Source organism: Crocinitomicaceae bacterium, assembly GCA_016708105.1.
Classification (GTDB): Bacteria; Bacteroidota; Bacteroidia; order Flavobacteriales_D; family Crocinitomicaceae; genus JADJGJ01.
This window is the reverse complement of the sequence record JADJGJ010000001.1, coordinates 2,387,037-2,412,390: the sequence shown is the minus strand read 5'-3', so window position 1 is coordinate 2,412,390 and position 25,354 is coordinate 2,387,037. Positions and strand designations below refer to the sequence as shown.

27 protein-coding genes are annotated in these 25,354 nt (G+C 36.6%); 5 read left to right on the top strand and 22 right to left on the bottom strand.

From position 1 onward, the window contains the following. Nucleotides 1-21: 21 nt before the first annotated feature. On the top strand, nucleotides 22-1,104 hold the full coding sequence (gene aroB, locus IPH66_10595) for a 3-dehydroquinate synthase (protein MBK7129796.1): 1,083 nt from the start codon (nucleotides 22-24) through the stop codon (nucleotides 1,102-1,104). 1 nt (nucleotide 1,105) lies between these two features. Here the strand turns inward: aroB and IPH66_10590 are convergent, their stop codons facing one another. After that, on the bottom strand, nucleotides 1,106-2,227 hold the full coding sequence (locus IPH66_10590) for a glycosyltransferase family 4 protein (GenBank protein MBK7129795.1): 1,122 nt from the start codon (nucleotides 2,225-2,227) through the stop codon (nucleotides 1,106-1,108). Between the two features lie 105 nt (nucleotides 2,228-2,332). Between IPH66_10590 and IPH66_10585 the strand changes: the two genes are divergently transcribed. Continuing rightward, nucleotides 2,333-3,058: an FkbM family methyltransferase gene (locus IPH66_10585; GenBank protein MBK7129794.1), complete on the top strand. Its 726-nt coding sequence runs from the start codon at nucleotides 2,333-2,335 to the stop codon at nucleotides 3,056-3,058. 4 nt (nucleotides 3,059-3,062) lie between these two features. On the opposite strand, the gene hemN is transcribed toward IPH66_10585, so the two are convergent. The 16 genes from hemN to mnmD all read right to left on the bottom strand — a co-directional run bounded on the left by hemN (nucleotide 3,063) and on the right by mnmD (nucleotide 18,184). After that, nucleotides 3,063-4,427, bottom strand: coding sequence for an oxygen-independent coproporphyrinogen III oxidase (gene hemN, locus IPH66_10580; GenBank protein MBK7129793.1), 1,365 nt, complete (start codon nucleotides 4,425-4,427; stop codon nucleotides 3,063-3,065). 2 nt (nucleotides 4,428-4,429) lie between these two features. Beyond that, nucleotides 4,430-4,873, bottom strand: a complete 444-nt coding sequence (locus IPH66_10575; GenBank protein MBK7129792.1) for a 6-carboxytetrahydropterin synthase — start codon at nucleotides 4,871-4,873, stop codon at nucleotides 4,430-4,432. A gap of 131 nt (nucleotides 4,874-5,004) precedes the next feature. After that, on the bottom strand, nucleotides 5,005-6,300 hold the full coding sequence (locus IPH66_10570) for a T9SS type A sorting domain-containing protein (protein ID MBK7129791.1): 1,296 nt from the start codon (nucleotides 6,298-6,300) through the stop codon (nucleotides 5,005-5,007). 196 nt (nucleotides 6,301-6,496) lie between these two features. After that, nucleotides 6,497-7,993 carry an outer membrane beta-barrel protein gene (locus IPH66_10565; GenBank protein MBK7129790.1) on the bottom strand — a complete coding sequence of 499 codons (1,497 nt, stop codon included), beginning with the start codon at nucleotides 7,991-7,993 and terminating at the stop codon, nucleotides 6,497-6,499. Next, the gene (locus IPH66_10560) at nucleotides 7,977-8,540 is read right to left on the bottom strand and encodes an RNA polymerase sigma factor (protein MBK7129789.1); all 564 of its coding nucleotides are present in this window, start codon (nucleotides 8,538-8,540) and stop codon (nucleotides 7,977-7,979) included. The genes IPH66_10565 and IPH66_10560 overlap by 17 nt, the downstream gene beginning before the upstream one ends. A gap of 40 nt (nucleotides 8,541-8,580) precedes the next feature. Next, nucleotides 8,581-8,892, bottom strand: coding sequence for a hypothetical protein (locus IPH66_10555; protein MBK7129788.1), 312 nt, complete (start codon nucleotides 8,890-8,892; stop codon nucleotides 8,581-8,583). Nucleotides 8,893-9,153: 261 nt separating this feature from the next. Next, nucleotides 9,154-10,026 (bottom strand): FKBP-type peptidyl-prolyl cis-trans isomerase, encoded by an 873-nt coding sequence (locus tag IPH66_10550; protein MBK7129787.1) that lies wholly within the window; start codon nucleotides 10,024-10,026, stop codon nucleotides 9,154-9,156. Continuing rightward, nucleotides 10,023-10,598: an FKBP-type peptidyl-prolyl cis-trans isomerase gene (locus IPH66_10545; protein MBK7129786.1), complete on the bottom strand. Its 576-nt coding sequence runs from the start codon at nucleotides 10,596-10,598 to the stop codon at nucleotides 10,023-10,025. The genes IPH66_10550 and IPH66_10545 overlap by 4 nt, the downstream gene beginning before the upstream one ends. Before the next feature lie 17 nt (nucleotides 10,599-10,615). Beyond that, a complete protein-coding gene (locus IPH66_10540) occupies nucleotides 10,616-11,653 on the bottom strand; it encodes a bifunctional oligoribonuclease/PAP phosphatase NrnA (GenBank protein ID MBK7129785.1) in 1,038 nt (345 codons plus the stop codon). A gap of 78 nt (nucleotides 11,654-11,731) precedes the next feature. After that, a complete protein-coding gene (locus IPH66_10535) occupies nucleotides 11,732-12,262 on the bottom strand; it encodes a hypothetical protein (protein ID MBK7129784.1) in 531 nt (176 codons plus the stop codon). A 6-nt stretch (nucleotides 12,263-12,268) separates the two neighbouring features. Then, nucleotides 12,269-13,156: a hypothetical protein gene (locus tag IPH66_10530; protein ID MBK7129783.1), complete on the bottom strand. Its 888-nt coding sequence runs from the start codon at nucleotides 13,154-13,156 to the stop codon at nucleotides 12,269-12,271. A gap of 159 nt (nucleotides 13,157-13,315) precedes the next feature. Further along, on the bottom strand, nucleotides 13,316-14,230 hold the full coding sequence (locus tag IPH66_10525) for a 4-hydroxy-tetrahydrodipicolinate synthase (GenBank protein MBK7129782.1): 915 nt from the start codon (nucleotides 14,228-14,230) through the stop codon (nucleotides 13,316-13,318). After that, nucleotides 14,217-14,732 (bottom strand): hypothetical protein, encoded by a 516-nt coding sequence (locus tag IPH66_10520; protein MBK7129781.1) that lies wholly within the window; start codon nucleotides 14,730-14,732, stop codon nucleotides 14,217-14,219. The genes IPH66_10525 and IPH66_10520 overlap by 14 nt, the downstream gene beginning before the upstream one ends. Then, a complete protein-coding gene (gene ligA, locus IPH66_10515) occupies nucleotides 14,729-16,741 on the bottom strand; it encodes an NAD-dependent DNA ligase LigA (protein MBK7129780.1) in 2,013 nt (670 codons plus the stop codon). Before ligA ends, IPH66_10520 begins: the two co-directional genes overlap by 4 nt. Then, nucleotides 16,722-17,471, bottom strand: coding sequence for a TerC family protein (locus IPH66_10510; protein ID MBK7129779.1), 750 nt, complete (start codon nucleotides 17,469-17,471; stop codon nucleotides 16,722-16,724). Before IPH66_10510 ends, ligA begins: the two co-directional genes overlap by 20 nt. A 35-nt stretch (nucleotides 17,472-17,506) precedes the next feature. Then, nucleotides 17,507-18,184, bottom strand: a complete 678-nt coding sequence (gene mnmD / locus IPH66_10505) for a tRNA (5-methylaminomethyl-2-thiouridine)(34)-methyltransferase MnmD (GenBank protein MBK7129778.1) — start codon at nucleotides 18,182-18,184, stop codon at nucleotides 17,507-17,509. Nucleotides 18,185-18,215: 31 nt separating this feature from the next. Between mnmD and IPH66_10500 the strand changes: the two genes are divergently transcribed. Next, the gene (locus tag IPH66_10500; GenBank protein ID MBK7129777.1) at nucleotides 18,216-18,515 is read left to right on the top strand and encodes a hypothetical protein; all 300 of its coding nucleotides are present in this window, start codon (nucleotides 18,216-18,218) and stop codon (nucleotides 18,513-18,515) included. An 8-nt stretch (nucleotides 18,516-18,523) separates the two neighbouring features. On the opposite strand, the gene IPH66_10495 is transcribed toward IPH66_10500, so the two are convergent. Further along, the gene (locus IPH66_10495) at nucleotides 18,524-18,928 is read right to left on the bottom strand and encodes an acyl-CoA thioesterase (protein MBK7129776.1); all 405 of its coding nucleotides are present in this window, start codon (nucleotides 18,926-18,928) and stop codon (nucleotides 18,524-18,526) included. A 372-nt stretch (nucleotides 18,929-19,300) separates the two neighbouring features. Between IPH66_10495 and dnaA the strand changes: the two genes are divergently transcribed. Then, entirely contained in the window at nucleotides 19,301-20,737 is a 1,437-nt protein-coding gene (gene dnaA / locus IPH66_10490) for a chromosomal replication initiator protein DnaA (GenBank protein MBK7129775.1), read from the top strand. On the opposite strand, the gene IPH66_10485 is transcribed toward dnaA, so the two are convergent. From IPH66_10485 to IPH66_10470, 4 genes are all read right to left on the bottom strand, one after another. Further along, complete coding sequence (locus IPH66_10485; GenBank protein ID MBK7129774.1) at nucleotides 20,734-21,042, bottom strand: hypothetical protein; 309 nt, start codon at nucleotides 21,040-21,042, stop codon at nucleotides 20,734-20,736. The two genes, dnaA and IPH66_10485, sit on opposite strands and share 4 nt — an antisense overlap. 12 nt (nucleotides 21,043-21,054) lie before the next feature. After that, nucleotides 21,055-21,480, bottom strand: coding sequence for a VOC family protein (locus IPH66_10480; protein ID MBK7129773.1), 426 nt, complete (start codon nucleotides 21,478-21,480; stop codon nucleotides 21,055-21,057). Between the two features lie 158 nt (nucleotides 21,481-21,638). Then, nucleotides 21,639-22,637: an amidohydrolase gene (locus IPH66_10475; protein MBK7129772.1), complete on the bottom strand. Its 999-nt coding sequence runs from the start codon at nucleotides 22,635-22,637 to the stop codon at nucleotides 21,639-21,641. A 20-nt stretch (nucleotides 22,638-22,657) separates the two neighbouring features. Further along, nucleotides 22,658-23,497 (bottom strand): nuclear transport factor 2 family protein, encoded by an 840-nt coding sequence (locus IPH66_10470; protein ID MBK7129771.1) that lies wholly within the window; start codon nucleotides 23,495-23,497, stop codon nucleotides 22,658-22,660. 316 nt (nucleotides 23,498-23,813) lie between these two features. Between IPH66_10470 and IPH66_10465 the strand changes: the two genes are divergently transcribed. Beyond that, nucleotides 23,814-25,310: an insulinase family protein gene (locus IPH66_10465; GenBank protein ID MBK7129770.1), complete on the top strand. Its 1,497-nt coding sequence runs from the start codon at nucleotides 23,814-23,816 to the stop codon at nucleotides 25,308-25,310. Nucleotides 25,311-25,354: the final 44 nt, after the last annotated feature.

Below are 25,354 nucleotides of genomic sequence, written 5' to 3'. Positions count from 1 at the left end.
TTTTCAGTTTAACTTTGCCTCATGGATTCCACTATTCAATCAGGAAAAACACAAGTCATTTTTGGTTTACTTGAAGAAGTAAATTTTATTGAAATTCTTCGTCAAAAATTTCCCGAATCAAAATTTATCATCATTACGGACGAGCAAGTTTCCTCACTCTGGTCTCAATCTCTTGTTACTCGTTTTGATGTTTTATCTAAGGCTGATATTCTTGAAATACCTTCAGGTGAAGAAAATAAAAATCTTGAAATATGTCAAGGATTATGGTCAGCATTATCTGAATATAAAATTAACCGGAATGATGTGATCATCAATTTGGGCGGAGGTGTCGTTACTGATTTGGGTGGCTTTGTAGCCTCAACCTTCAAACGAGGATTACATTTTATCAATATTCCAACCACTTTGCTTGCTCAGGTTGATGCAAGTGTTGGTGGAAAAACGGGAATTGACCTGGATGGATATAAAAACCAAATTGGTTTGTTTGCTGAACCTGATTTAGTTTTTATTTCAGCTGAATTTTTTTCTACCCTAGATGAGCAACAAAAATTATCCGGCTTTGCTGAAATGTTGAAACATGCTCTCATTGCAGATCAAAATTATTGGAAATCACTCAACAAAATCTCATCGTTTAGTGACGATGAATTTGCGACGCATGTCTTCAACTCAGTGAAAATAAAAAATAACTTTGTTACCAAAGATTTTAAAGAACAAGGTCTAAGAAAAAAGTTGAATTTTGGGCATACATTGGGACACGCCATAGAAGGTTATTATCTTTTAAATAATAAACCCGTATTGCACGGTATTGCAGTTGCTATGGGTATGATTGGCGAAGCGTATATTTCGCAGAAAACCGGATTACTGAGTGAAAAAGATTTGAATGAAATTGTAGAAGTTATTTCACATTATTTTAGAAAATTCATGGTTGATATTCCGTCTTATGATGAATTGAAAGGGTATCTGCAAAATGATAAAAAAAACAGATCTGAATCTGTTAATTTCACTTTGTTGACTTCTATTGGTTCTGCTGAGATTGATCAGTATCCTGCAAATGATTTGGTGAAAGATGCAATAGAATTCATTCAGAAAAATGGAGATAAAAACTGAATTATTTTTTCAGTTGATTCTCAATGACTGTCCAAATTTTTTCTGCTGTGAAATCCCAAGAAAATAATTTAGCTCGTTCAAATCCTTTTTGAATAAGATCTTCTCTTAGCTCAGCATTGGAATCTAACTGAATCAATCCGTCAACAATAGAATCAATCTGAAAAGGATTACAATAAACTGCTGCATCTCCGGCTACTTCAGGTAGTGATGTTTTATCACCGGCAAGCAGCGGGCAGCCTGCCTGCATGGCTTCAACCAGTGGAATTCCAAATCCCTCAAAGTAGGAAACAAAAGCCAGAAATTTGGCTGAGGCAACAATTTTTGCAAGCTTTTCAATGGGTTGATGTCCCGTAAAAACAATTTCATCTTTTGAATTGATTTTTGGCAGAATGAGTTTTTTTGATCGCCATAAATTTTCACCTACAATCAGCAATTTTGTAGTAGAGCCTGATTTTTGTTTGAACTTGTCAAAAGCTTCAATGAGTCGTACAACATTTTTGCGCGGATGCAATGCGCCTACAAAAACAATGAACTGTTCACCTTGCGTAAATTCATCCATGATGACATGTTTTTCAACCATGGATATTGGTTTGAAATGATGACTTGCGCCGTTATGAGCAACCGTGATCTTCTCTGCCTGAATTTTATATGTATCAATAATGTCTTGCTTTGAATATTCTGAAACGGTGAGTAAATGTTTTGCCTTGTGCGCAAAGAGTGGGAAATGATGCCTCAGATATGTTAATGCCGATGCAGGCAAATCTTGTGGATAATGTTCAAAATTCAAATCATGTATGACTCCAATCTGAGGTATATCCGATTTAAGAGAGAGATAACCATCAGGTGAGAAAAATAAATCAACCTTATATTTTTTCAACGCACGGGTAACAGAATAATTGAACCAAATTTTAAACAGAAGGGGATGCCGAGCAGGTGGTCTTAGAATCACCGGCTTTACATTGGGGCCAAAAACAAATTTTTGATCAAAAGGTCTGTCAAAGAAAAAAATAAATTCATGTTCAGGATGCGCCTTCACCATGCGAGAAATGGTTTCATAGGTATACCAGCCAAAACCTTCCATCTTGTGCCGGAGCAAGAAACGTACATTTACCGCAATTCTCATTTCCGCTAAAGTAACGGATTCTTCGTATTTTTGCAAAAATCTGGTGGAAATGAGTTGCAGAACAATATCTGTTTTCTACAAATTATTCCTGGGATTGAAAAAAGAATGAAAAACCAAACAAAATTAATATTGCAAAAAATGATGGGGTATCGCAATTACCTCTATGTTTTTGCGCGGTACAAAATCAAAACCTTGCATCGTGATCGGAAGGAAAAAGATTTTTTTATGTTTATGAATTCCATTCAGGGTGATGGTGATATACTAGATATTGGCGCAAACATTGGCATTATGACCTATCATTTGTCAAAAAAATTTCCACAAAAAAAGGTTCTGGCCATTGAACCTATGCCATCTAATTTTGTTGTCCTGAAAAAAATCTGTGAAAAATTTCAGCTGAACAATGTTGAGCTTATTCCGCTAGCTGTTGGTGAAACCCGCAAAGAACTAGACATGGTTTTACCGGTTGACAGAAAAGTGCGCATGCAAGGGCTAGCCCACGTGGTGCATGATAGTATCAAAGAATGGAATCAAGGTGAAATTGTAACAGTGTCTTGTGATACTATTGATCATATCGCAGCTACCACTCGTGTGTCCGGAATAAAAATGGATATTGAGAATTTTGAATATTATGCGCTGAAAGGTGCAACAAAAATTCTGGTGCGTGATAAGCCCGTTGTCTACCTTGAATTGTGGGATAATGAAAATCGCACAAATTGTTTTAATCTTTTAGAAGAATTAGGTTTCAAAGCCTGGGTTAATGAAAATGGTTCTCTGGTTTTGTATAATCCTGCCATCCATAAAAAGCAGAATTTTATTTTCAAGGTAGAATAGGAAATTAAATCGTCATTGAAAAAATTCGTGTAGCCGGTTTATTTCTGATGAGTCTGAGATCAAAAGCCATGCAGATATTTCTGACAAATGGACGTGCCTTCTCAGGAACAGACAATCCATCTTCACGCAGAATGACTAATCCGTCAGATTCCATTTCTCTTAACCGTTCAATACATTCAGGTAATTCAGGAAATTGAAGATGTGATGTTTTCCATGACGTTTCAAAGTGACACATGATATTGAGAATGTGTTCACGAATTACCAAATCTTCAGTTGATAATAAATGACCTTTGAAAATTGGAATTTCTCCCTTATTCACTATCTCTTGATATTCTTCAACTGTCTTTACATTCTGAGCAAAACTATACCATGAATCAGAGATGGAGCTCATGCCTAAACCAATCATCAGTTTAGTTTTTCCTGCGGTGTATCCCATAAAATTACGGTGCAGTGTTTTATGCTCAACGGCTTTATACAGGCTGTCTTCAGGTAGGGCAAAATGATCCATTCCAATTTCAATATACCCTAATTGTCGCAGAAGATTTTTACCGGTTTCGTAGAGTTCTCGCTTCTCATTTTCTTTTGGCAAATCATTTTCATCATAGCCGCGTTGCCCAACTCCTTTTACCCAAGGCACGTGTGCATAACTGTAAAATGCAATGCGATCAGGTTTCAGTGATTTTGTTTTTTCAATAGTATCAATAATGCTCTGCTTTGTTTGAAAAGGCAAGCCAAAAACTAAATCATGACTAATACTGGTGTACCCAATTTCTCTTGACCAATTGGTAACATCGGCAACTTTTTCAAAGGGTTGAAGTCGGTTTATTGTTTTCTGTACTTTCAAATCATAATCTTGAACACCAAAACTATTTCTTCTAAAACCTAAGTTGTAAAGCATTTGTAGATGCTCTTTGCTGGTGTGATTGGGATGTGCTTCAAAACTGAATTCATAGTCAGAAAATTTTTCTGCTCTGGCTAAAATTCCTTCCATTAATTTCTGAAGATTTTGTGGACTAAAAAAAGTAGGTGTTCCACCCCCCAAATGTAGTTCTTTTATTTTTGGTTTTGTGCCTAGTAAATCACAGTATAGATTCCATTCTGTGATTACCGTTTCAAGATAGGGTTCTTCAACATCATGTCTTTTGGTGATGCGTTTATGACAGCCGCAAAAAGTGCAAAGATTTTCGCAGAAAGGCAGGTGAATATAAACACTGATGCCTTCACTGTCATTACTCTCATTGAATGCCTGAATAAATGATTTTTTCCAGTCTTCAAGAGAAATTCCTTGTTCATCCCAAAATGGTACTGTTGGGTAGCTGGTGTACCGCGGGCCGGGTATGTTGTATTTTTGAATTAATGTAGTTGACATGATCAATTATCTGATGCATACCATTCAGCATAGCTGCTTGCTGTTTCTTGCAAAACAACGCGTTTCAGAACAATATGTTGAGGTAAATTTTTAAGCAGGCGATCCACCATATCTGCCAGCATATTTTCACAAGTGGGTTGGTAATTGCAGAGCATAATCTTGGCAAAACCATTTTCTACTTCTGCATATTTGCTGTGTGGAGTATTCCCGTTCACCAGCAGACAATGGTCAAAAACATCAACAATGTGTTTATACACGATTGTTTTCAAATCCCCAAAATCTATGATCATACCATACTTGGGATTGGTGGCATCACTGATTTGTTTTCCGGAAATTGAAACAGTCAATTTGTATGAATGCCCGTGAATGTCTTTGCACTTACCGTCATATCCCCAAAGGGCATGCGCTGTTTCAAAATCAAATTGTTTGGTTACCCTCAGGTTCATAGTCCTGTTGAATTTGTGGCAAAGGTACTAATTTTAGTGGAGAGGGCAGACATCGGCTTTTTGTCAATTATAAAAAAAACTCCGCATCAGAAAAACCTGTGCGGAGTTTGAAAATAAATTCAGTTTGTTAATCAAAGCTTACTGATTTTGGCTCGTTCAATCAAACCATTGTGATAGAACTCAACAAAATAAATTCCTGCCGGTTGTGATGATAAATCAAATGTAAAGCTTGTTCCGTTAGCATTATTTTGTGTGCTTACCACAGCGCCGGAAACATTTACAATTTGAATTACTGCATTACTCACAGCTTGCTCAAATAGGATGGTCACATGGGTGTTAGCCGGATTTGGATAGAGCACAAACGATGTTGCACTGTTCTGATCTAAGCCAACATTATCAATGTCATAACAAGCTGATGTGTCTTTGCAATAAAGTGTCATCACTTCAACTGCATAACTTCCGTTAACAGCCGGAGTAAAATCAATATAATATTCGCCCGGAATAGCAGCCATTCCATCATTGCAATCTAGCCATTGGAACCAAACTCCGGTTGGTCCGGCTGAGAATGTTCCACCGTTTTGTGTTACATCAATATCAACTTCATGAATAGTTAATTCAAGTGTAATAATTGAATCACAACCTACGCTGTTAGTGTATGTTTGATAGTAAGTTCCGCTGCTGGTATAGGTTTGAGAATTGTAGGTATAGCTGATACATGCAGTAGCCGTGTGGGTTGATCCGGTTGAATAATTTAAGTTCAACGTAATGGTCATGATGCTGTCACAACCTAAATAATTTGGAATAGTGTCAGTGTATGTTCCGCTAACAGTGTATGATTCATCACCGCTTGGCACTGTATATGAATCACACTCATCAATTGTGAAAGCTGAATAGGTAGGTCCAAGAATGGTTAGGTTAATAGTTAGTACGCTGTCGCATCCAACCATGTTAGGTATGGTGTCCATGTAGGTTCCGTTGCTGGTATAGGTTTCATCACCGCTTGGTACAGTATAGGATGCACAAGCTGTTTCATTTATAGTTGCTGCGGTAGAATTTAAAATGGTTAAATCAAGTGTTTCAGTAGAATCACAACCACTCATATTGGTGAAATTTGCAATGTATGTGCCGGTTGTTGTAAGATTCATCATGTTCCAGGTGTAAGAATCACACGCCGTAACAACATAATTCACATCATCGCTATAGTTTACAGTAAGCGTAATGGTGAGAATACTATCACAGCCGCCGAAATTTGGAATTGTGTCATTGTAAACACCGCTGTTAGTGTAAGTTTCATCACCACTTGGTACGGTATACGTGTCACACACGGTAGTTGAAAATGAGTTAAAGCTGTCAGAGCACTGGCTATAACCAACCTGAACAGAAATTGCCGCCACTAGCGTGAACAGGATAGAGTAAATTTTTTTCATAAGCATCTTGTAATGTTGAGTTCAATTAAAAAACTAGGCAATATTACAAAAAATAAAATACTTGTATTATGATGTGTCGGGCTAATAGGTTTAGTTACTGCAAATTATTTCAACATGATAGCATTGAAAAACTTTGCAAGGTATTGCGTTTATTGAGTTTTTAGGATCTAACACATGCATTGACTGGTATAAAATCTCAAAATTTCCAACTTAAGCCCGCACCAAGTTGAAATGACTGCAGTGTGCGGTTAAAGCCTACATTTTGATAAATGTTCCCAACCGCCGGACGGTATTTGAACGAACCACTGATATAGAGATGTTCTGTTAACCGGTAATGCACAGTGGTTTGAATAATGAAATCAAAGTACATCTTTTTATAAATCTGCCCGCTTGTATTGTCAAATTTTTGAACAAGATCATTGGCAATATAAGCACCTGAACCCTTCAGCAAGTAATTGAAACGGCCCGCAAAAGCAATATCAAACAGAAATTTTTTATACCTAAATTGATAACCTACTGAAAGTGGTATTTGAAGATAAGTAGCTTTTGTCTCACCGGTTTCATCGTATAATTGAATGAATGTAGTGTCATAATTTGTATTCAATGTTGAATCAACGCCCACCCAAATAGTGGTGTCAAGCAAAGAATCGTATTCATAAATATCTTCTATCAACCAGGTGTAAGTAGTATCTATGAGATTTTCTGATTTTTCATAATGATAGTTTTCTGAGAAAATAGATATTCCTGCTCCTGAACCCAACTGAATTCCATTTTTGAGGGAGTACGTTGTACCAATATTCAGATGATACCCCGGTTTTGCTGTTGTAGTGTTGTTGTACATATCAGCTTCATCTGTGATGGGTGAGCTATAAGTAGATTTTGAAAAATCCAATCCGCCGGTAAAGGTGATCATCCAGGGAATTATTGTTTCTTCTGAATCAATAGTTATGGCTGATGGATGATTTGCGGTAACGATTTTATTTCCCTGCGGTTGACTAATTTTTAAATGAGATGCCGATACAAATGGATTAACTTGCTTGCTTGTAAACAGACTATTTTTTCTCAAATTAATAACCGGATTATTTGCGTATCCATATCCATCTTCTCCACTTTTTGCCCCACCCGAAGTTCCATTTAATTTGTTTGTTTTTTCTTCACCATCAGTTTTACTGGTTGAACCTGTTTCTGTTTTAGCAATCGTTGCGCCTTCAGATGAATAATCAGTGTTCAGATAAGATTCACTAATATTTCCTCCCGTTTTTTTCTTGGAATTAGTGTCTCTGTTTTCTGTATTTACCTTCTGCTCATTTTTTTCATTTTGTTCTGAAGTTGATGGATTCAATTTTTCGTTTTGAGAATTTATATTTTCATTTATCGGATCATTATTTTTTTGTGCGTTTTGTGTTTCATTCGCGTAAGTACCGGATAGCATGTGTTGATCAGATTTATCATCGCTTGATTCCATTTGTGATGCTTGATTTTGATCAAGCGCATCATCTTGCTTATTGAAGATGAAAATAGCGGCAATGGTCAACAGCATGACGCCTCCGGTCCAGAACATCCAGCCTTTTTTTCTTTTAGTAAATCCCAGACGTTTATCAATGCTCTCTTTGACAAATGCCGGCACTTGTGCTGATTCATCTGCAAAGGCAGATTGAAACAGATCGTCCATATTTTCAAATTCCTTGCTCATCGTTAATTTTTGTCCGGGTTATATTTTTTTCTTCTAATTTTTGTCTGATCAATTTGCGGGCTTTTAGCAATTGTGTTTTTGATGTATTGACTGAAACCCCAAGGTATTCTGCAATTTCTTGGTGAGTGAGGTTATCAATTACATACATGTTGAACACCGTTCGATACCCTTCAGGTAATTCACGCAAAATTTCAATCAGGATATCTTTTATTCTGCTTACATCTTCAATTTCAATTTGCTCATCAACGGCTTCAAATACTGTTTCGTCATCTTTCAAATCAAATCGTTTATTCACTCTGAAATGATTGATTGCTTCATTGATGACTATGCGTTTAATCCAAGGTCCAATTTCATATTGAGGATTAAACAAGGCTCTTTTTTCATACACTTTGATGAATGATTCTTGCAAAATATCTGCGGCTTCATCTTGATTTTTTGTATAGCGCAGGCAAATAGAATACATACCTTTAGAATAACTGGCATAGATTAGATCAAAGGCTGCTTTGCTGCCCTTCATGAATTGCTGTTTCAGTTCTTCTTTTTCCAAATTTCTTTGCGCTAAGATGATGTTACTTTATGACGTTAAACTAGCCTCCAAAGTTGGTTGAATCACCCCAACCTGTGGTGTCTGTTCCGCCGCCGCCATACCAAGTTGAATCTCCGGGATCAGTCCATCCTCCTGTTGAATCTGTGCCTCCATCATAATAGGTTGAGTCATTATTCCAAAAAGTTGAATCATCTGTGCTGCCTCCATTGTCTGTTGTGTCGTTAGGATCACTCCAAATTGAATCCATCAATGCCGGATCTGAAGGTGTTGGTGTTTCAGGTTGACATGACGGAAAAATTAGTGAGATGCTTCCTGCTACTATTGTTGCAATAATCAAATTTCTAGTTTTCATAATTTAGTTTTTTATCAGTTCTGCTCTAATTACAAAGCTGATTTACGATGGTTGTCCGGAAACTAAAAAAAAACAAAAAAAGATGAAATGTCTTGGCACATAAGGGATTTTGTTTTTGTAAAAACTTGATCCAAAGAACAAAAACGTATGATTGAGGATTAAATTCCCTAATGAAGAACTGCGTGCGATTTGTGTAAACCAAAATGATTTTTCACTGCAAGTCTCACAAATACGAAACGATATTGGTAAATTGATTTTATCCTATTCAATAGAAATCACACGAACATCATAAACAATATCCGTATTAGACGGCACAAGATCTAAAAGACCTTTTTTACCATAGGCAAGTGAGTAAGGAATTTCTATAAAAGCGTTTTCACCTGGTTTCATCACACTCATGCCTTGGTGAAGGCCATCAACCACACCGGCATTTTCAAATTTAAAACTGAATGGCACTCCGTTTTGATAGGAATTGTCGTAGCCATGTGCACTTTCTCCTTTCAGGTAAGCAAAATAGTCAAACGTGATGAGTTGATTTTTTAGCGGTGTATTGCCTTCATTCACTGTTTTCCATTTATAAACTTTCACACCTTCTTCCAGTTCGATTGGTTCTATAATGTCAATGATTTCAATATCTACAATGATATCAGCCATGGGAGGCACTTTGTCTATATAGCCATTTTCACCGTATGCCAGTGCGTTAGGAATCATGATTCTTCCTTTATCACCTTCATGCATGTACAATAAACCTTCTTCCCACCCTTTGATCAACATGCCAATATTTGTTTTAACCGGTACGGGCTCTCCAATTTCGTCATTAGAATCATAGCGTTCTCCACCTGCTACGCGTGCTTTATAATTAATCATCACCACATCATTCAACTGAATTTGTTTGCCGTTGGTTTTTTTTGACCATTCTATCCGCAAACCATCTTCACGGTTGTAAACATTTTCATTTGGTTTTCCGATCACAGTGTCAGCCAGCATCAGTCCGTTGTCAGCAAGATGTAGTTGGTTGTCATCATTCATCACCATTGTATCATTATGGTCAACATCATCACCTGTATCCACTCCCTTCAATTCACATGACACCAATGCAACTAGGCAAAGACAAAAAATGGTTATATACTTCATGGTCGTTCAATTTTTAAAAGTTGTATATCATAGACAACAGGGGATAGCGGTGGAATTTTTTCTTCATCGCCAATGAGTCCGTGCGCCATGTGACTTGGAAGAATAAATTTGGCGCGGTCTCCGGTGCACATTAATTGCATGGCTTCATGTAATCCACTTTCTATGTCAGCCTTTTCTACAATAAAACTTTCTGGTCCGTTTTCAGATGACGAATAACAAATGGTTCCATCTAAGAGAGAAATTTCAAAATCAACCGTGACCAAATCTCCAACATGAGCGGTGTCATTAAGCTCACTTTTTTGGTAAATAAAATAACGCAAACCTGTGCCTGTTTTTGTCACATTCCAATCTTCATGTCTTTTTACGTATAGTTCAATCTCATCATTTTCTTCTGCAGCAAAAACTTGATTCATATCTGACGATTGATCTTGTGACCATTCAGGATCTGGTTTGTACACCTGCTCATCTTTTGGTTCACTGCATGATGAAATAAAAAACATAAGCCACGTGAGAACCGAAGGAATAATAAGCGTTTTTATTTGTAAAAGATTCAGCATATCTTTTCTCATCATCGTTAAATATTATTGTCCTACGAGAATGCTTGTTTATTTTCTTCAACGAATTGAGGAAGAATAGTTACAAATTTAGTCAGGGCATCTTGAATTTTACCTTGAAATTTTCCACCGGATGCATTGAGGTGCCCGCCTCCTTCAAAATGTTGTTTGCATAGAAGATTGGTAGGGATACTTCCTTTTGATCTGAATGAAATTTTTATTATTTGATCAGTTTCCTTAAAGAATCCTGCTAATTCAATGCCTTCGATAGACAGCACTTGATTCACCAACCCTTCAGTATCTCCTTTAACGATGTTAAATCTTTCTTGTTCAGCTGCTGTAAGCCAAACGTAAGCGGTTTGATACTCCGGAATGATGACCAGTTTTTCTAACAAGGCATAACTAACTAATTGAAGTTTATTCAGCGAGTTGCTGTCAAATAAATTTTCATGTACTTCCCAAGTTTTAATTCCTTTCTTCATCATTTCACCTGCAATTTGATGCGTGCGTGGTGAGGTAGAGGAGAATCGGAATGATCCGGTATCGGTTACAATACCTGTGTACAAACAAATTCCGCAGGCTTCGTTTACGTGATGTTCAAGATGCTGCGCACAAATAAAATCATAGACCAATTGTGACGTGCTGCTTGCAGAGATATCGCTAAACAGATAATCAGCGAATGTGAGGTCAGGATCACGATGATGATCAATGATGATTTTTTTTCCTTTAGCTTTGACGAGCAGATCTTCCATTTTACCGGTTCGGTTTGGGTGATGATAATCAAGACAGAAAATCAGATCAGCTGATTCAAGTAATGATTTGACCATGTCAGGCTCACGCTCAAGCAATTTAATGTCTTCACTGCCGGGCATCCAATGCAAAAATGATGGAGAAATATCAGGATGACAAATCACAGCATGATGCCCTTTTGCTTTCAAAAAGTGAAACATGCCTAATGAAGATCCCATTGAGTCACCGTCAGGAGATTTATGAGATGTAATGACAATGAGTTTTGCATTGCGCATTTCAAGTTCAAGCGTTTCAAGCAATTCTTTTTTATAAATATCTGTCATGGTTTGTTGCTCTCTTATAAAATGAAAAACCGCTCCGGATTTTTTCCGAAACGGTTCTCAAAAATTTTAGTCTGTGAATTAAAACCCAAGGTCAGCAGCTTCTTTATGCTCAATGAGCACGCCAACGCATACATTCTCAGTTTTTCCCAGCGTTTTGTCTTTGCTTGTGCCGGTAGATGGTACGTTCACTTTTACATAGATTTTTTTTGTTTTATCTGTAGTAAAAGAAATGCTTGGTTTGCTTCCATCATCTGCATTTTTGTAGATTGATTCTTTGGTTTTTTTGATGTTTGTATTACCATAATCATCTTTTACGCGCACCACTTCATCTTGCAGAAGTTCAAACATAACAGCGTCACCTCCTTCAGCAATATCAGTACACACAGTCAAACGATAATCATATCCTTTGTAAGCGATAAAACTCATTTCATATACTTCACCTTTTGCAAACACCGCACTTTGAGATTGGTTGTTGAGGTTCCAGTATTCAGCTTGTTCTTCTTTAGACAATTTAGCGGTGCAGAAATAATGTGTTTTCTGGCATTGTGAATACGCCTGAAAAACTATGAATGTCACCAGCGCCGATCCTAATACAATTGCTCTTTTCATAATACACTATTTAATAATTTTTTCTCTCAGTTCTTTAGCTTTAGCTTTGATTTTCTCAAGTGCGTTTTTTGTCATTTTGTATGATCCGCCACCTGACAAAATCAATTTTCCTTCCTTATTATCAATACTTGTACCAGACTCTTCAAACTCCATGCTGGTCTCAAATACCTCACTAAGTGAAATGAGGTCATCCATTACTTCAGATACCATTTGGTCATCAGAATATTCAAGAATAAAATCCAATAAATTTTCCAAAACTAATTTTTGGTCACCAATTTTTTCAATTACCGGATCTCCCTCTTCAAATTTTTCAACCAGGCTACATACAATATAAAGTGATTCAATGTATCCACCAGCCATAATTAAACTCAACTCAACACCTTTATCATTTTCTTCAAGGTATAAATAGCTGTCATAATAACTCTCATTAGAAATAGCGAACAATGAATCAGTATCACCTTCGTTATTTTCAATGCGGTCCATCAAATCTTGATCAAATGCACCTTCAATTCCAAGCTCTGTTCCAATTTCTTCTATGGCTTTGAAATATTTTAAGAATTCAGTACCAACACCAAAACAACTCATGTAGGCAAGGTCAGCTGAGTATACACCAAAATTGAGTGATTTTGATTTCAGGTCAACATATTTGCTGCGATTATCAAGTGGATTAACCAAACCCGGACGTTGTTCACCGCCTTGAATTTTAATGATTTCAAAAAGTTCGTTTGGAGTAGGTACGGCATACTCAACTTTTGGTTGATCAGGTTCTACCACGGTTTGGGTTGTGTCTTTCACAATTACGTTTTCATCACTATCATCACTTCCGCCGCACCCAACAAGAGTACCTGCAAAAACTACAGCAGCAAATCCTACGAATACATGTCTCTTTTTCATTTTGTCTTAATTTATTTTTTTTAAGATGAATCACCATGCACAAACACGCTCAGTTAATCACCCTTTTTTTATTGGTTACATTTTAGTTTTGATTGCTGCATTGACTATTGCAGGAATGTATCACTAAATGCTGATTGTGTTTGTATTTGAGCAAATATACTATTTTTTTACAAGGTCATACGGGAAAGCCTTACAAATGTTACTTGTCAGTTCATGAATCTTGCTTTGGGTTGATTCTGAAACGTTCACAAGTGGCATTCTTACAGTGTTTTCAGTAATGCCTAGCGCTTTTGTCGCTTCTTTGATTCCGGCAGGATTTCCTTCACAGAAAAGCAGTGGAACCATGGGGAACAATAAATAATGAAGTTTGCGGGCGGTTTCCATATCATCTTTCATTGCTGCATGTACCATTGCACTGAATGAGTGTGGAAAAGCATTTCCAATAACAGAGATAACACCATCTCCTCCGGATGATATAATAGGCAAGGTGATTCCGTCATCTCCTGAAATTACAAGGAAATCTGAAGGTTTACGGCGTATGATATCCATAATTTGTTCCATGTTTCCTGATGCTTCTTTTACGGCAATGATGTTTTTAAAGTCATTTGCCAAACGAAGCGTAGTGTCAGGCAAGACATTGGATGAAGTTCGTCCGGGTACATTATATAGTATAATAGGCAGCGAGGTTGCACCGGCTACTATTTTATAATGCTGGTAAATTCCTTCTTGAGTTGGTTTATTATAGTAAGGTGATACAGATAAAATACCATCAACAACCTTGTTGTCTACTTGACATAAAGTTTCAGCAACGGCTGCTGTATTATTGCCGCCAACGCCGTATACTATAGGTAATTTTTTCGCATTCACTGCAGCAACGCAAGCCAAAACATCTTTCTTTTCTTCTTTAGATAGCACGGGAGATTCTCCGGTAGTGCCTTGAACAACTAAATAATCTACACCGCCTTCAATTAAAAAAGCAGTTAACTTTTCCAGTGCGCTGAAATCAATGCTGGTGTCTGATTTAAAGGGAGTAATCATTGCTACTCCTAATCCTTTGAATTTACTTGTTTGCATACTGTTGCAGTTGGTTTAATTGTTTTTCAATATTGGCAATAAATTGCAGATTGTTTTGACCGGCATCCAGAAAAATATCATACAATGCTGACTCAAAATGCTCCATCTTTCCAATGATCAAACTTGATTTTGTTGTGCAGAGGAAATATTTCAACAAATCTGAATCACCCGACAAATCTATGGTCAAATCAAACTGAATGGATTGCAATTTTGTTAATTTATCATTTTTTAATCTCCCTGTTAAATTAAAGTCTGAGGGATGAACGGTATATCTGAATTTGCCTGATTGATCTTCTTTCTCTTTTCTCAATGAACAGCAATTTATTTCAGCATGTGAAAACACCTTGCCAATTTGTTGCATCATTTCTTCATCAAGTTTTTCTGCGATGATGAGAATTTTTGAAAAGGCTTCAGGTTTTTTCAAAATAATTTGCGACCGACGATCCGTTGGTTTAATTTTTTTCTTGAGGAAATTTTGTTTAAAAGAATCTGTTAGGCTCATGCGGAAATCATGTGTAAAAATTCATCTTCAGAAATGATGGTGATACCTAGTTGTTGTGCCTTGGCTAATTTTGCCGGACCCATATTGGCGCCTGCCACCAAATAATTTGTTTTGGCAGATACTGATCCTGTATTTTTTCCGCCGTTTTGTTCTATTAATACGGCTAGTTTTTCACGGCTCACTTTTTGAAATACTCCTGATATAACAAAGGTCTTTCCATCAAGTAGGTTACCTGTTGGTTCAATTTGATCTAATTCAAGTTGAACTCCTGCCTGTCTAAGTTTATCAATGATCTGCCGGTTGCTTTCTATGGCAAAAAAACTCTGAATGCTCTGTGCAATTTTTTCACCAATTTCATCTACAGCAATTAATTCTTCAAGGCCGGCTTGTTGCAGATTTTGAATTGACTTGAAATGTCTGGCCAATTTTTTTGCAACCGTTTCACCTACGTGTCTAATTCCTAGTGCAAATAAAACACGATCAAACGGAACAGCGCACGAAGCCTTAATTCCAAGTACTAAATTGGATGCAGATTTGTCAGCCATTCTGTCAAGGTCAACTACTTGATCAAAGGTTAAGGAGTATAAATCAGCATAATTTTTTATGAGCCCTTTGTTGTATAACAGTTCAATGGTTTCTGGTCCCAAACCATCAATGTTCATGGCTTTACGACTGATGAAGTGTTCAATTTTTCCTTTAATCTGGGGTGGGCAACCATGTTCATTTGGACAATAATGTTGGGCTTCTCCTTCATTTCTCACAAGGGGTGTTCCGCACTCGGGGCATTGTTCAATGTAGTTGACTACATCCGCACCTGATTTTCTTTTTTCAAAATTTACGCCAACAATTTTTGGAATGATTTCACCGCCTTTTTCTACATAGACATAATCCCCTTCATGCAAATCAAGTTTTTGAACTTGATCAGCATTATGCAATGAGGCGCGTTTTACCGTGGTACCTGCAAGCAAAACAGGTTCAAGATTAGCTACAGGTGTAATTGCGCCTGTACGCCCAACTTGGTAAGTAATTTCACGCAACAAAGTTTCTGCTTTTTCTGCTTTATATTTATATGCAATTGCCCAACGCGGACTTTTGGCGGTAAATCCTAATTCGTCTTGTACGCTATACTCATCTACTTTAATTACACATCCGTCAATTTCAAAGGGTAGATTATCTCGTTCATTTTCCCAATAATTGATGAACTCCATAATTTCTTCAACTGAATGTGCAAGATGAATCATGTTCTTTTTTTCATCCGGAATTTTAAATCCCCAAGTGCCAGCTTTTTTTACTGCTTCTGAATGTGATTTCAGGTTTAAATTATTTCCGTAGACACCATAGAGGTAACAATCTAATCCACGTTTTGCTACAACAGATGAGTCTTGTGATTTAAGTGTACCTGATGCTGAATTTCTTGGATTGGCAAAAAGAGGTTCGCCTTTTGCCATGCGCTCTTCATTAACTTTGTTGAAGTTGATGAGTGGAAAAAAAATTTCACCGCGTATTTCAAAATCATCCGGAAAATCACCCCGCAAGTGGAGGGGTATTGTTTTAATGGTGCGCACATTGGTTGTGATGTCTTCACCCACGGTGCCATCACCGCGTGTAACGGCTTTGTGTAGTTCTCCATTTATGTAGCGAATTCCAATGGCAACTCCATCATATTTTAACTCACACACATATCGTATTGTATGTCCTGAAATTTTTTTAATGCGCTGTTCCCAATCCAGAATTTCTTCCATAGAATACGTATTGGAAAGAGAAAGCATTGGGAAGCGGTGCGCAACCGTTTCAAATTTTTTTGTGATATCACCACCAACTCGTTTTGTCGGACTGTTGTCATGAGCGAATTCTGGATACCCACGTTCAAGTTGCTCCAATTCTTTGAGTAGCATATCAAAGTCATAGTCACTAATGACCGGAGCACTTTTTACATAATAAAGATAATTGTGCTCATTGATACTTGCGGAAAGTTCTTCAATTCTTTTTTTAATGATGTCCCTGTCCATGATCACCTCTTTTTTTGCGGGCACGCATATTGAGTAATTCTACACCAAGGGCATAAGCCATACCAAAATAAATATATCCTTTTGGAATGTGAATATTAGGATCATTGATGCCTTCAATAATGAGCATTAAACCAATCATGAGTAAGAATGAAAGAGCAAGCATTTTAATGGCAGGATATTTATTTACAAAACCGGCAATTTTGCTTGCAAACAACATCATGATTATGATTGAAATAATGACAGCAAGAATCATGACCAGAATGATATCAGTAAGTCCAACAGCAGTCAAAACAGAATCAAAAGAAAAAACTATGTCAATTAAAACAATCTGCAGAACAATGGAAACCAAATTTCCTTTTTTCTTTTTCACCTCTTGTTCTTCATCTTCCAGTACGGTAATTTTTTTGTGAATTTCAGTGGTGCTTTTATACATGAGGAATAATCCACCGCATATTAATATAAGGTCTCTGCCAGAAAAACCATGCTCAAATAAAGTAAAGAAAGGCTCTTTCAAACCAATTACCCACGTGATGCCAAACAATAAACCAATGCGCATGAACATAGCCAGCAGTAAGCCAATGTTTCTTGCTTTGGGTTGTTCTTTCTCAGGAAGTCTTGAAGCAATAATGGAAATAAATACAATATTGTCAATACCTAAAACAAGTTCAAGTAGAGTAAGTGTGAATAATCCAATTAATCCGTCAACGGTGAGGAGTGCTTCAAATTCCATGATACAGGTTTGGTTTGTTGGTGTAAAAGTATAAATTAAAGTTCAGATGATTTGGTGGCAGAGGTTATTTCTCTTTTCCCTATTGGCCCGGCTAACCTTTCAACCATGAATCCCGCTTCTTTGAGGTTGCGTCTGAATTGTCCTTGGGCGCAGTAGGTGACTAACTTTCCTTGTGACGCTAATGACTCATACATTTTTTTCATCAATTCGGCACTCCATAAGTCAGGTTGAATTTTTGGTCCGAATGCATCATAATATATAAGCGTGAAAAAATTTAGGGGCAATTCAATAGAACGAACATCAGCATGAATTTTTTTTAAGATGATATTAGGAGCAAGTTCAACATCCTGGTTATAGGGTGAGGCGTGAATCAGTTTGTAAAGCGCGGAAAATTTTTTCAATTCTGGTAAATGGGTTGAATTGACTTGCTCAATTTCAATTTGACTCAACGGATATTTTTCTACGCCTATATAATATAGCGGTAAATTATTTTCTAAACAGTAGATGATGGTGAGTATGGCGTTGAGGCCGGTGCCAAATCCCATTTCAAATATTTTAACATTCTTTTTTAATTGGGTAGATTTTAGACCATGTTCAATAAAAACATGCTGCGCCTCTTGCAATGCGCCGTGTGTTGAGTGATACGTTTCATTCAGTGATTCAACGTAAATTGATTTTGAATTATCGTCTGTTACAATAATTTTTCGAATCATTAGTTTTATATCTTTGAACAAATTTAAAACTATGCGACGTCAGTCTGCCTTTTTTATACTCGCTTTTATTTTTCTTTTACCTTCTTGCGAAAAGTGCAAAAAATGCTCTTATAGTTTTACTGTCACTACCATTGAGCAAACATTAAATGGAGAACAAGAAGTTACAACTACCTATTCAAACCAGATATTGTATGTAGATGATACGGTGAAGATGGAAAGCCAGTGTATCAAACCATCAGATGATGAGGAGTTCACCATTGAGCAGCATTATCAGAACAAAAAAGACACGACCAGTCTAGACAATTTTACCTTCACCTGCACAGACATCTAATCTAACTTTCAAAAAAACGGCTTGATTTTTTCAAGCAGATGTTGAGGAACCATGCATGGTTTCATCGTTTTATCCTGAATAAAAACCAATGTAGTTTGTGCAGTTGAAATTAGCACGTTGTTTTCATTCAAAATTTCATAATCAAATACAATGCGTGCTGAGGGCAATTTTGAAATCGTTGTTTTGATTGTCAACAAATCATCATAAAATGCCGGTTTTAAAAAGCGCACCTGATAATCTAAAACAGGTAACATGATACCTTGATCTTCTAATTCTTTATAACTTATACCAAGCGAACGCAAGGTTTCAACTCTGCCAATTTCAAAAAACTGAGCGTAGTTTCCGTAGTAACAGTAACCCATGCGATCAGTTTCACTGTAACGAATTCTGATTTGTGTGTTGTATGTGTACATTATATTTGTATCTTGTGAAAGGTATGGGTATCAAATATATTAGTTATACCAACATGGTAGATTTTTCAAAGCAATTTCAGTTGACACTTTTTGGTTCAAATTGATCTGCCTGATGAATGTCAGCGCCTGATATGGTTTGCATCATACTAAATGAATGTATAGGAAAGTACTCTACATAGTAATATTTATAATTAATCCAAAGAAAACCCAAAAAAAAGTCTGTGAAATTTTACATTAACACGAAGTAAAATTTTTTTAAAAAACAACCTCCAAAAAATTTTTTTTATAACTTTTTTATGTGAATATTTGTTCACTGATTTTTTCAACAAAGAATCAACCGGCGAAAGAAATTAATACTAACCCCTTACCTGAATGAAAGACAAAAAAAACCATGAATCAATTTGGGAAGATTGCCTCAAAGTTATAAAGGATAATATCAGCCTACAAAGCTTTAAAACCTGGTTTGAGCCAATTGTTCCGGTGAAATTCAAGAATAAGGTTTTGACATTGCAGGTTCCTTCTCATTTTTTTTACGAGTGGTTAGAAGAACATTATATTGATCTCCTGAAAAAGGTGATTAAAAAAGAAATTGGTCCCGATGCTAAACTGGAGTACTCCATCATTATGGATCGGAGTTCGGACAAAAAAACTCCGTACACGGTTAAGCTTCCAACCAATAGCAAACAAGATGTTACCAATACACCAGTGAATATGCCACTGAATATTGGTGATAATCCAATTAGAAACCCGTTTGTTATTCCCGGACTGAAAAAAGTTAATGTTGAGTCTAACCTGAATCCTACTTACTCGTTTGACAATTTTATTGAAGGAGATTGCAATCGTCTGGCCAGATCTGCTGCTTATGCTGTAGCAAATAAACCTGGTGGTACCGCATTTAACCCACTCCTTATATATGGAGGTGTTGGTTTAGGTAAAACGCATCTTGCTCATGCAATTGGAATTGGAATTAAAAATCAATTCCCAAACAAAACAGTTTTATATACACAAGCTGAAACATTCACCAGACAGTTTATTGATTCAATCAAAAACAATACAACCAATGACTTCATCAATTTTTATAAACTGATGGACGTTTTGATTTTGGATGATGTAGAATTTTTTGCAGGGAAAGAAAAAACACAAGACGCTTTCTTCCATATTTTCAATCACCTTCACCAGTCAGGTAAACAAATTGTGCTTACTGCTGATAAACCACCGGTTGAAATGAAAGGTATTGAGCAAAGACTCCTGTCTCGTTTCAAATGGGGGCTCTCTGCTGATGTTCAAGCTCCGGGTCTTGAAACAAGAATTGCCATTCTGCAAAGAAAAATTTATGGTAATGGTGTTGAAATTTCTGATGATGTGTTGGAATATCTTGCATACAGCATTAATACCAATATCCGTGAAATGGAAGGTGCGCTTACTTCTTTGATTGCTCATGCTTCATTGAATAAAAAAGCCATCAATCTTGAACTTGCCAAAAAAATGATTGACAAGTTTGTGAAAAACACTGCACGTGAAGTGTCCATGGATTACATTCACAAAATTGTATGTGATTATTTCAACCTGCCAATTGAATTATTGAAATCTAAAACGCGCAAACGTGAAGTTGTGCAGGCAAGACAAATTGCAATGTATTTCGCTAAGAAAATGACTAAATGGTCTCTGGCAAGTATTGGTGCACAATGCGGAGGTAAAGATCACGCAACGGTTTTACATGCTTGTCGCACGGTGAATAACCTTGCTGAAACAGATAAACAATTCAAAGGATATCTTGAAGATCTAGAAAAGAAACTCAACGTGAATTAATAGTTAAAATCCTCCGCTACGCCGGGGGATTTTTTTTTTGCATCTTTTTTAATTCCGCTACCAATGTCTTCTGATGAACTCATTTTTGAAAGATAAGATTGCGGATCTTGTCGTTTTGCAATTTTCATTGCCCACAAAACTCCAAGGATAAATCCGAGTATGATCAATAAAGTCCAAGTTAATTTACCTGCGAATGTGTCGTGAAGCAAAGTATAGTAGATAATGCCTCCAAGCAAAGTAAAAATCAGTACCGGTGAAAACATGATGCGAATAAATCCAATAAAATTTAAGCCTTTGTAAAACATATACCCCACGAATTATTTTGTTGTTTTACCACCCAATGTTGTCAGAAAAGCATCGTTAGGTTCCCATAATTCCAATTTATTTCCTTCAGGATCTATGAGATGAATAAATTTTCCGTAATCGTAATTAGTGATCTCATCTAAAAACTCAATGCTGTCGTTTTTCATATTCCTGACCAAGCCTTCTAAATTGTACACGCGATAATTGATCATGAAGTCTTTTTCTGAAGGTTGAAGATATTTGGTGTTTTTTTCAAAAGGACTCCAGCGCAAATAATTAATTTGATCAGGCTGATTGGCGTTTCTGAATTCAAAGGGTGAGCCGTAATCATCAATAGCTAATCCCAAATGTTTTCCGTACCATGCATTGAGGTTGGAAGGATTTTCTGACCTAAAAAAAATACCGCCTATGCCCGTTACACGCGGTGTTGTGTCTTCAATCTCATATTCTGGTGCGGCATTTTTTTCAGTGAGTTCAAGTGACTCTTTTTTATTTTTTGTTGCAAGGCATGATAAAAATATACAAGGTAAAATATACACCAATAACATGACCAAACCTGATTTCATTTTCATGAGAAGTTAGTTTAATATGTTCACGTTCACAAGAATTTTTCTTTCTCTAACTGAAGCCATTCAAGTGTAGAATTGCAGAAAATGTCTTCGATTACTTCAGCTGGTAAATCACTTTCTTCAATGAATTTTCCAATCTCTAAATCACCTAAGGGAAAAGGATAGTCAGAACCCAGGCACACTTTTTTTGAACCTTGAATTTTCAAAATGTATTTTAATAAATCTAAATCATGGGTAATGGAATCAACCCAAAATTTTCCGAGATAGGTGCGAGGATTTTTTTTATTGTCAACAGCCACCAAATCCGGTCGGCAATTGAAACCATGCTCTAGTCTGCCAATGGTTGGAATGAAAGATCCACCGGCATGTGAAAAAAGTACTCGCAGTTGAGGCAAGCGTTCAAGAATTCCGCCAAAAATCAAACTTGCTGCGGCGCGCGCTGTTTCAGCAGGCATGCCAACTAACCACGGTAGCCAGTATTTCTGCATGCTCTTTTCACCCATCATTTCCCACGGATGAATCATAATGGCCATGTTCAACTTTTCTGCTTCTTTAAAAAATTCAAAGTATTTAGGATCACTCAAATTTTCATCATGGATGTTTGAACCAATTTGTATGCCCGGCATATGTAGTTCAGATTTCAGTCTGTAAAGTTCCTGAATTGCTAATTGCGGATCTTGCATTGGTACAGTTCCAAGACCTAAATAATTTTTTGGAAATCGTGCTTGTAAATCAGCAATATGATCATTTAAAAACTGGCTCAGTGCAAGCGTGTCATTTGGTTTTGCCCAATATGAAAACATTACAGGTACTGTGCAAACAACCTGCACTTGAGTTTGAAATTTTTCATAATCGTGAATGCGCATCGTTTCATTCCAGCAATTTTCTTCAATGCGCCTGAAGAATTGGTTTCCTTTCATCATGTCAGCAAATCCTGCATTTTCAGTTTGTTTCAGCCAGATGAAATCTCCATAACCAAACTTGTTTGTCCAGTTAGGCATTTCAGCCGGAAGAATATGAGTATGCATATCTATTTTAAGCATGCGATTTATTTTTTTCTCAGTTTGATAAATTTATCTACTTTCTCGTTTTCAATCAACACACTTAAATTATAGTGCGCTATTTTCCATTCATTATTTTGTTTCACTAATACGCCTGATCCGCGACATTCTTCCATCCAAGTATCCAGTGATTCTTCAAACCAGGCAACATCTTCACTACTGTTGAGATACCAATAGCGTTGGTTTGTTTTAAAATTCCAGGTTGATTTTTTTTCAAAGTATGGTTCACAAAATTGGTAGAATTCTTTTTTTGTCCATCGTTCTGAAGGATCAGTTCCTAAAAAAATAAACTCATCAGCCATGAAATTAAAATATTGTTCTAACCTGAATTCAGCCACATCCAAATGCCATTGATTCATGGATGAATCCAATTGCTGGGTAAGAATTCCATTTCCTCCTGATGTGGTAAATTTTGGTTTTAATGCTCCTGTATATAAGGTGGTAATTTTCCATTGATTGTTTTCTTTGATCCATAAAACATGATCAATGCCTGTGAAAGCGAGTTTCTCATTAATAAAAAAACTGAAACTCACATCGGCGTATACCAATCCGGTTTCAAGATCACGAACTTCAATTTGGGTAAAATCTTCTTTGTATTCGCCTGATCTGAATTTAGTGAGAACACCTGCAAAAGCTTCAAGTGTGATAGTTTCTAGTCCGGTTTCACTCAAATTATGCAGTAGCGCATCTTTGGTGAAAAAATTAAAAAATCCGGAAGAATCTCCTGCGTTGAGTTTAGTATGTAAATCTTCTGTAAGTGAATACACTTCATGATTGAAGGCGTGCAATGATGATGATAACAAAAAAATCAGGACTAGTTTTTTCATGCAAATGTCAATTTTTACAAAGCGTTTCTTGTCAGTTGTTTTTTTTTGATGATTCCGCTGCAGGCTAAAAATAGTGCTTAATAAGTGAATTATGCAGCATTAGTAAAAAAAACACGATGTCATCCTGATAAATACTACCGACACATTACATTTGATTTAGTGCTGATGAGGTGTTTAAATCTCTGTTAACAAGGGCTCACGATACAAGCTGAGCCTTTGAAAAATACCTTTTACGGTCATTTTTTACCAATCATCAACCGAGAGGTATTTATTGAGAAACAGTTCTTATTTTTGTTCTTCACTAAAAAGAGATCAGATGAAGTTTAAATTCCTTATGACTTGTGCGCTGATGTTTGTTGTTTTGTCAACCTTTGCACAGGATCGAAAAAAAATTGAATTTGTTGAATACGATCTGCCAAACGGCCTTCATGTTATTTTGCATGAAGATCATTCAACGCCCATTACTGCGGTTACTATTATGTATCACGTGGGGTCAAAAAATGAAAAAGAGGGCCGCACAGGGTTTGCACACTTTTTTGAACATCTCATGTTTGAGGGTACTGAAAATATTGACAGACATCAATTTGATAAATATGTTGAGGGTGCAGGCGGTACACTGAATGCCAATACCACACAAGATCGCACTTTTTATTATGAAATATTGCCTTCAAATCAACTGGAATTAGGTATCTGGCTTGAATCAGAAAGATTATTGCATGCCAAAGTTGAGAATATAGGAATTGAAACGCAACGTGAAGTTGTAAAGGAAGAAAAGCGTCAACGTATGGATAATCAACCGTACGGTGGTTTAATGTATGAAATTTTCAGAAGAGCTTATAGTGAGCATCCATATAAATGGCAACCAATCGGAAGCATGGAAGACTTGGATGCTGCACAGGAAGATGATTACGTGAATTTTTATCGCACGTTTTATGTTCCTCACAACGCAACACTTTCTATTGCCGGTGATTTGAATATTGAACAAACTAAAAAATGGATTGCCACTTATTTTGGATCAATACCTAACGGTGATAAATTAGACGTGTATCGTGACAAAGAATTTTTAACGCTCGAAAAATTTCAGGCAAAATACGGTGAGCAACTGAAAGGTCGTGAAACTTCAAAAGATTTTATTGGTGATTATGAACGTGATTTGTCTACGGAAGATTTCATTAAAAAATATTTTCCGAATGTATCGGACAAACCAAGAGAAATTCCACGCCCAACTATCAAAGAGGGACTGTTGAAAGCTGAAGTGCGCGATACCGTGTACGATAATATTCAGTTACCGGCAATTGCAATTGCATATCGTACACCTGAATTGATACATGCTGATCATTATGCGGTTGAAATGATGTCTATGATTTTATCACAAGGTAACAGTTCTCGTTTGAATAAAAATTTGGTTGAAAAAGAAAAAGCATTATTCGCACTTTCTTTTCCTTATCCGTTAGAAGATCCGGGTGTGGCTATCATGCTTGCTATTCCGCCAATGGGGGGTGATTTAAAAGATTTGGAGGCCGCAATTCAGGCTGAGGTTGAGAGATTGCAAAATGAATTAATTTCAGAAGATGAATTAGGTAAATTACGCAACATGATTGAAAGTGATTTTATCACGCGCAATTCAACCATGGCAGGTATAGCAGAAACGCTGGCTGATTATCATGTCTACAAAAAAAGCGCAAACCTGATCAATACTGAAATTGATAAATACATGGCCGTAACGCGTGAAGATATTCAGCGCGTTGCTAAAACATATTTCACCAAATCAAATAGAGTAGTGCTCTATTATTTACCAAAACAAGGAGAATAGTTAATGAAAAAATGTTCTCAGTATTGTATTAAAAAAGATAAAAG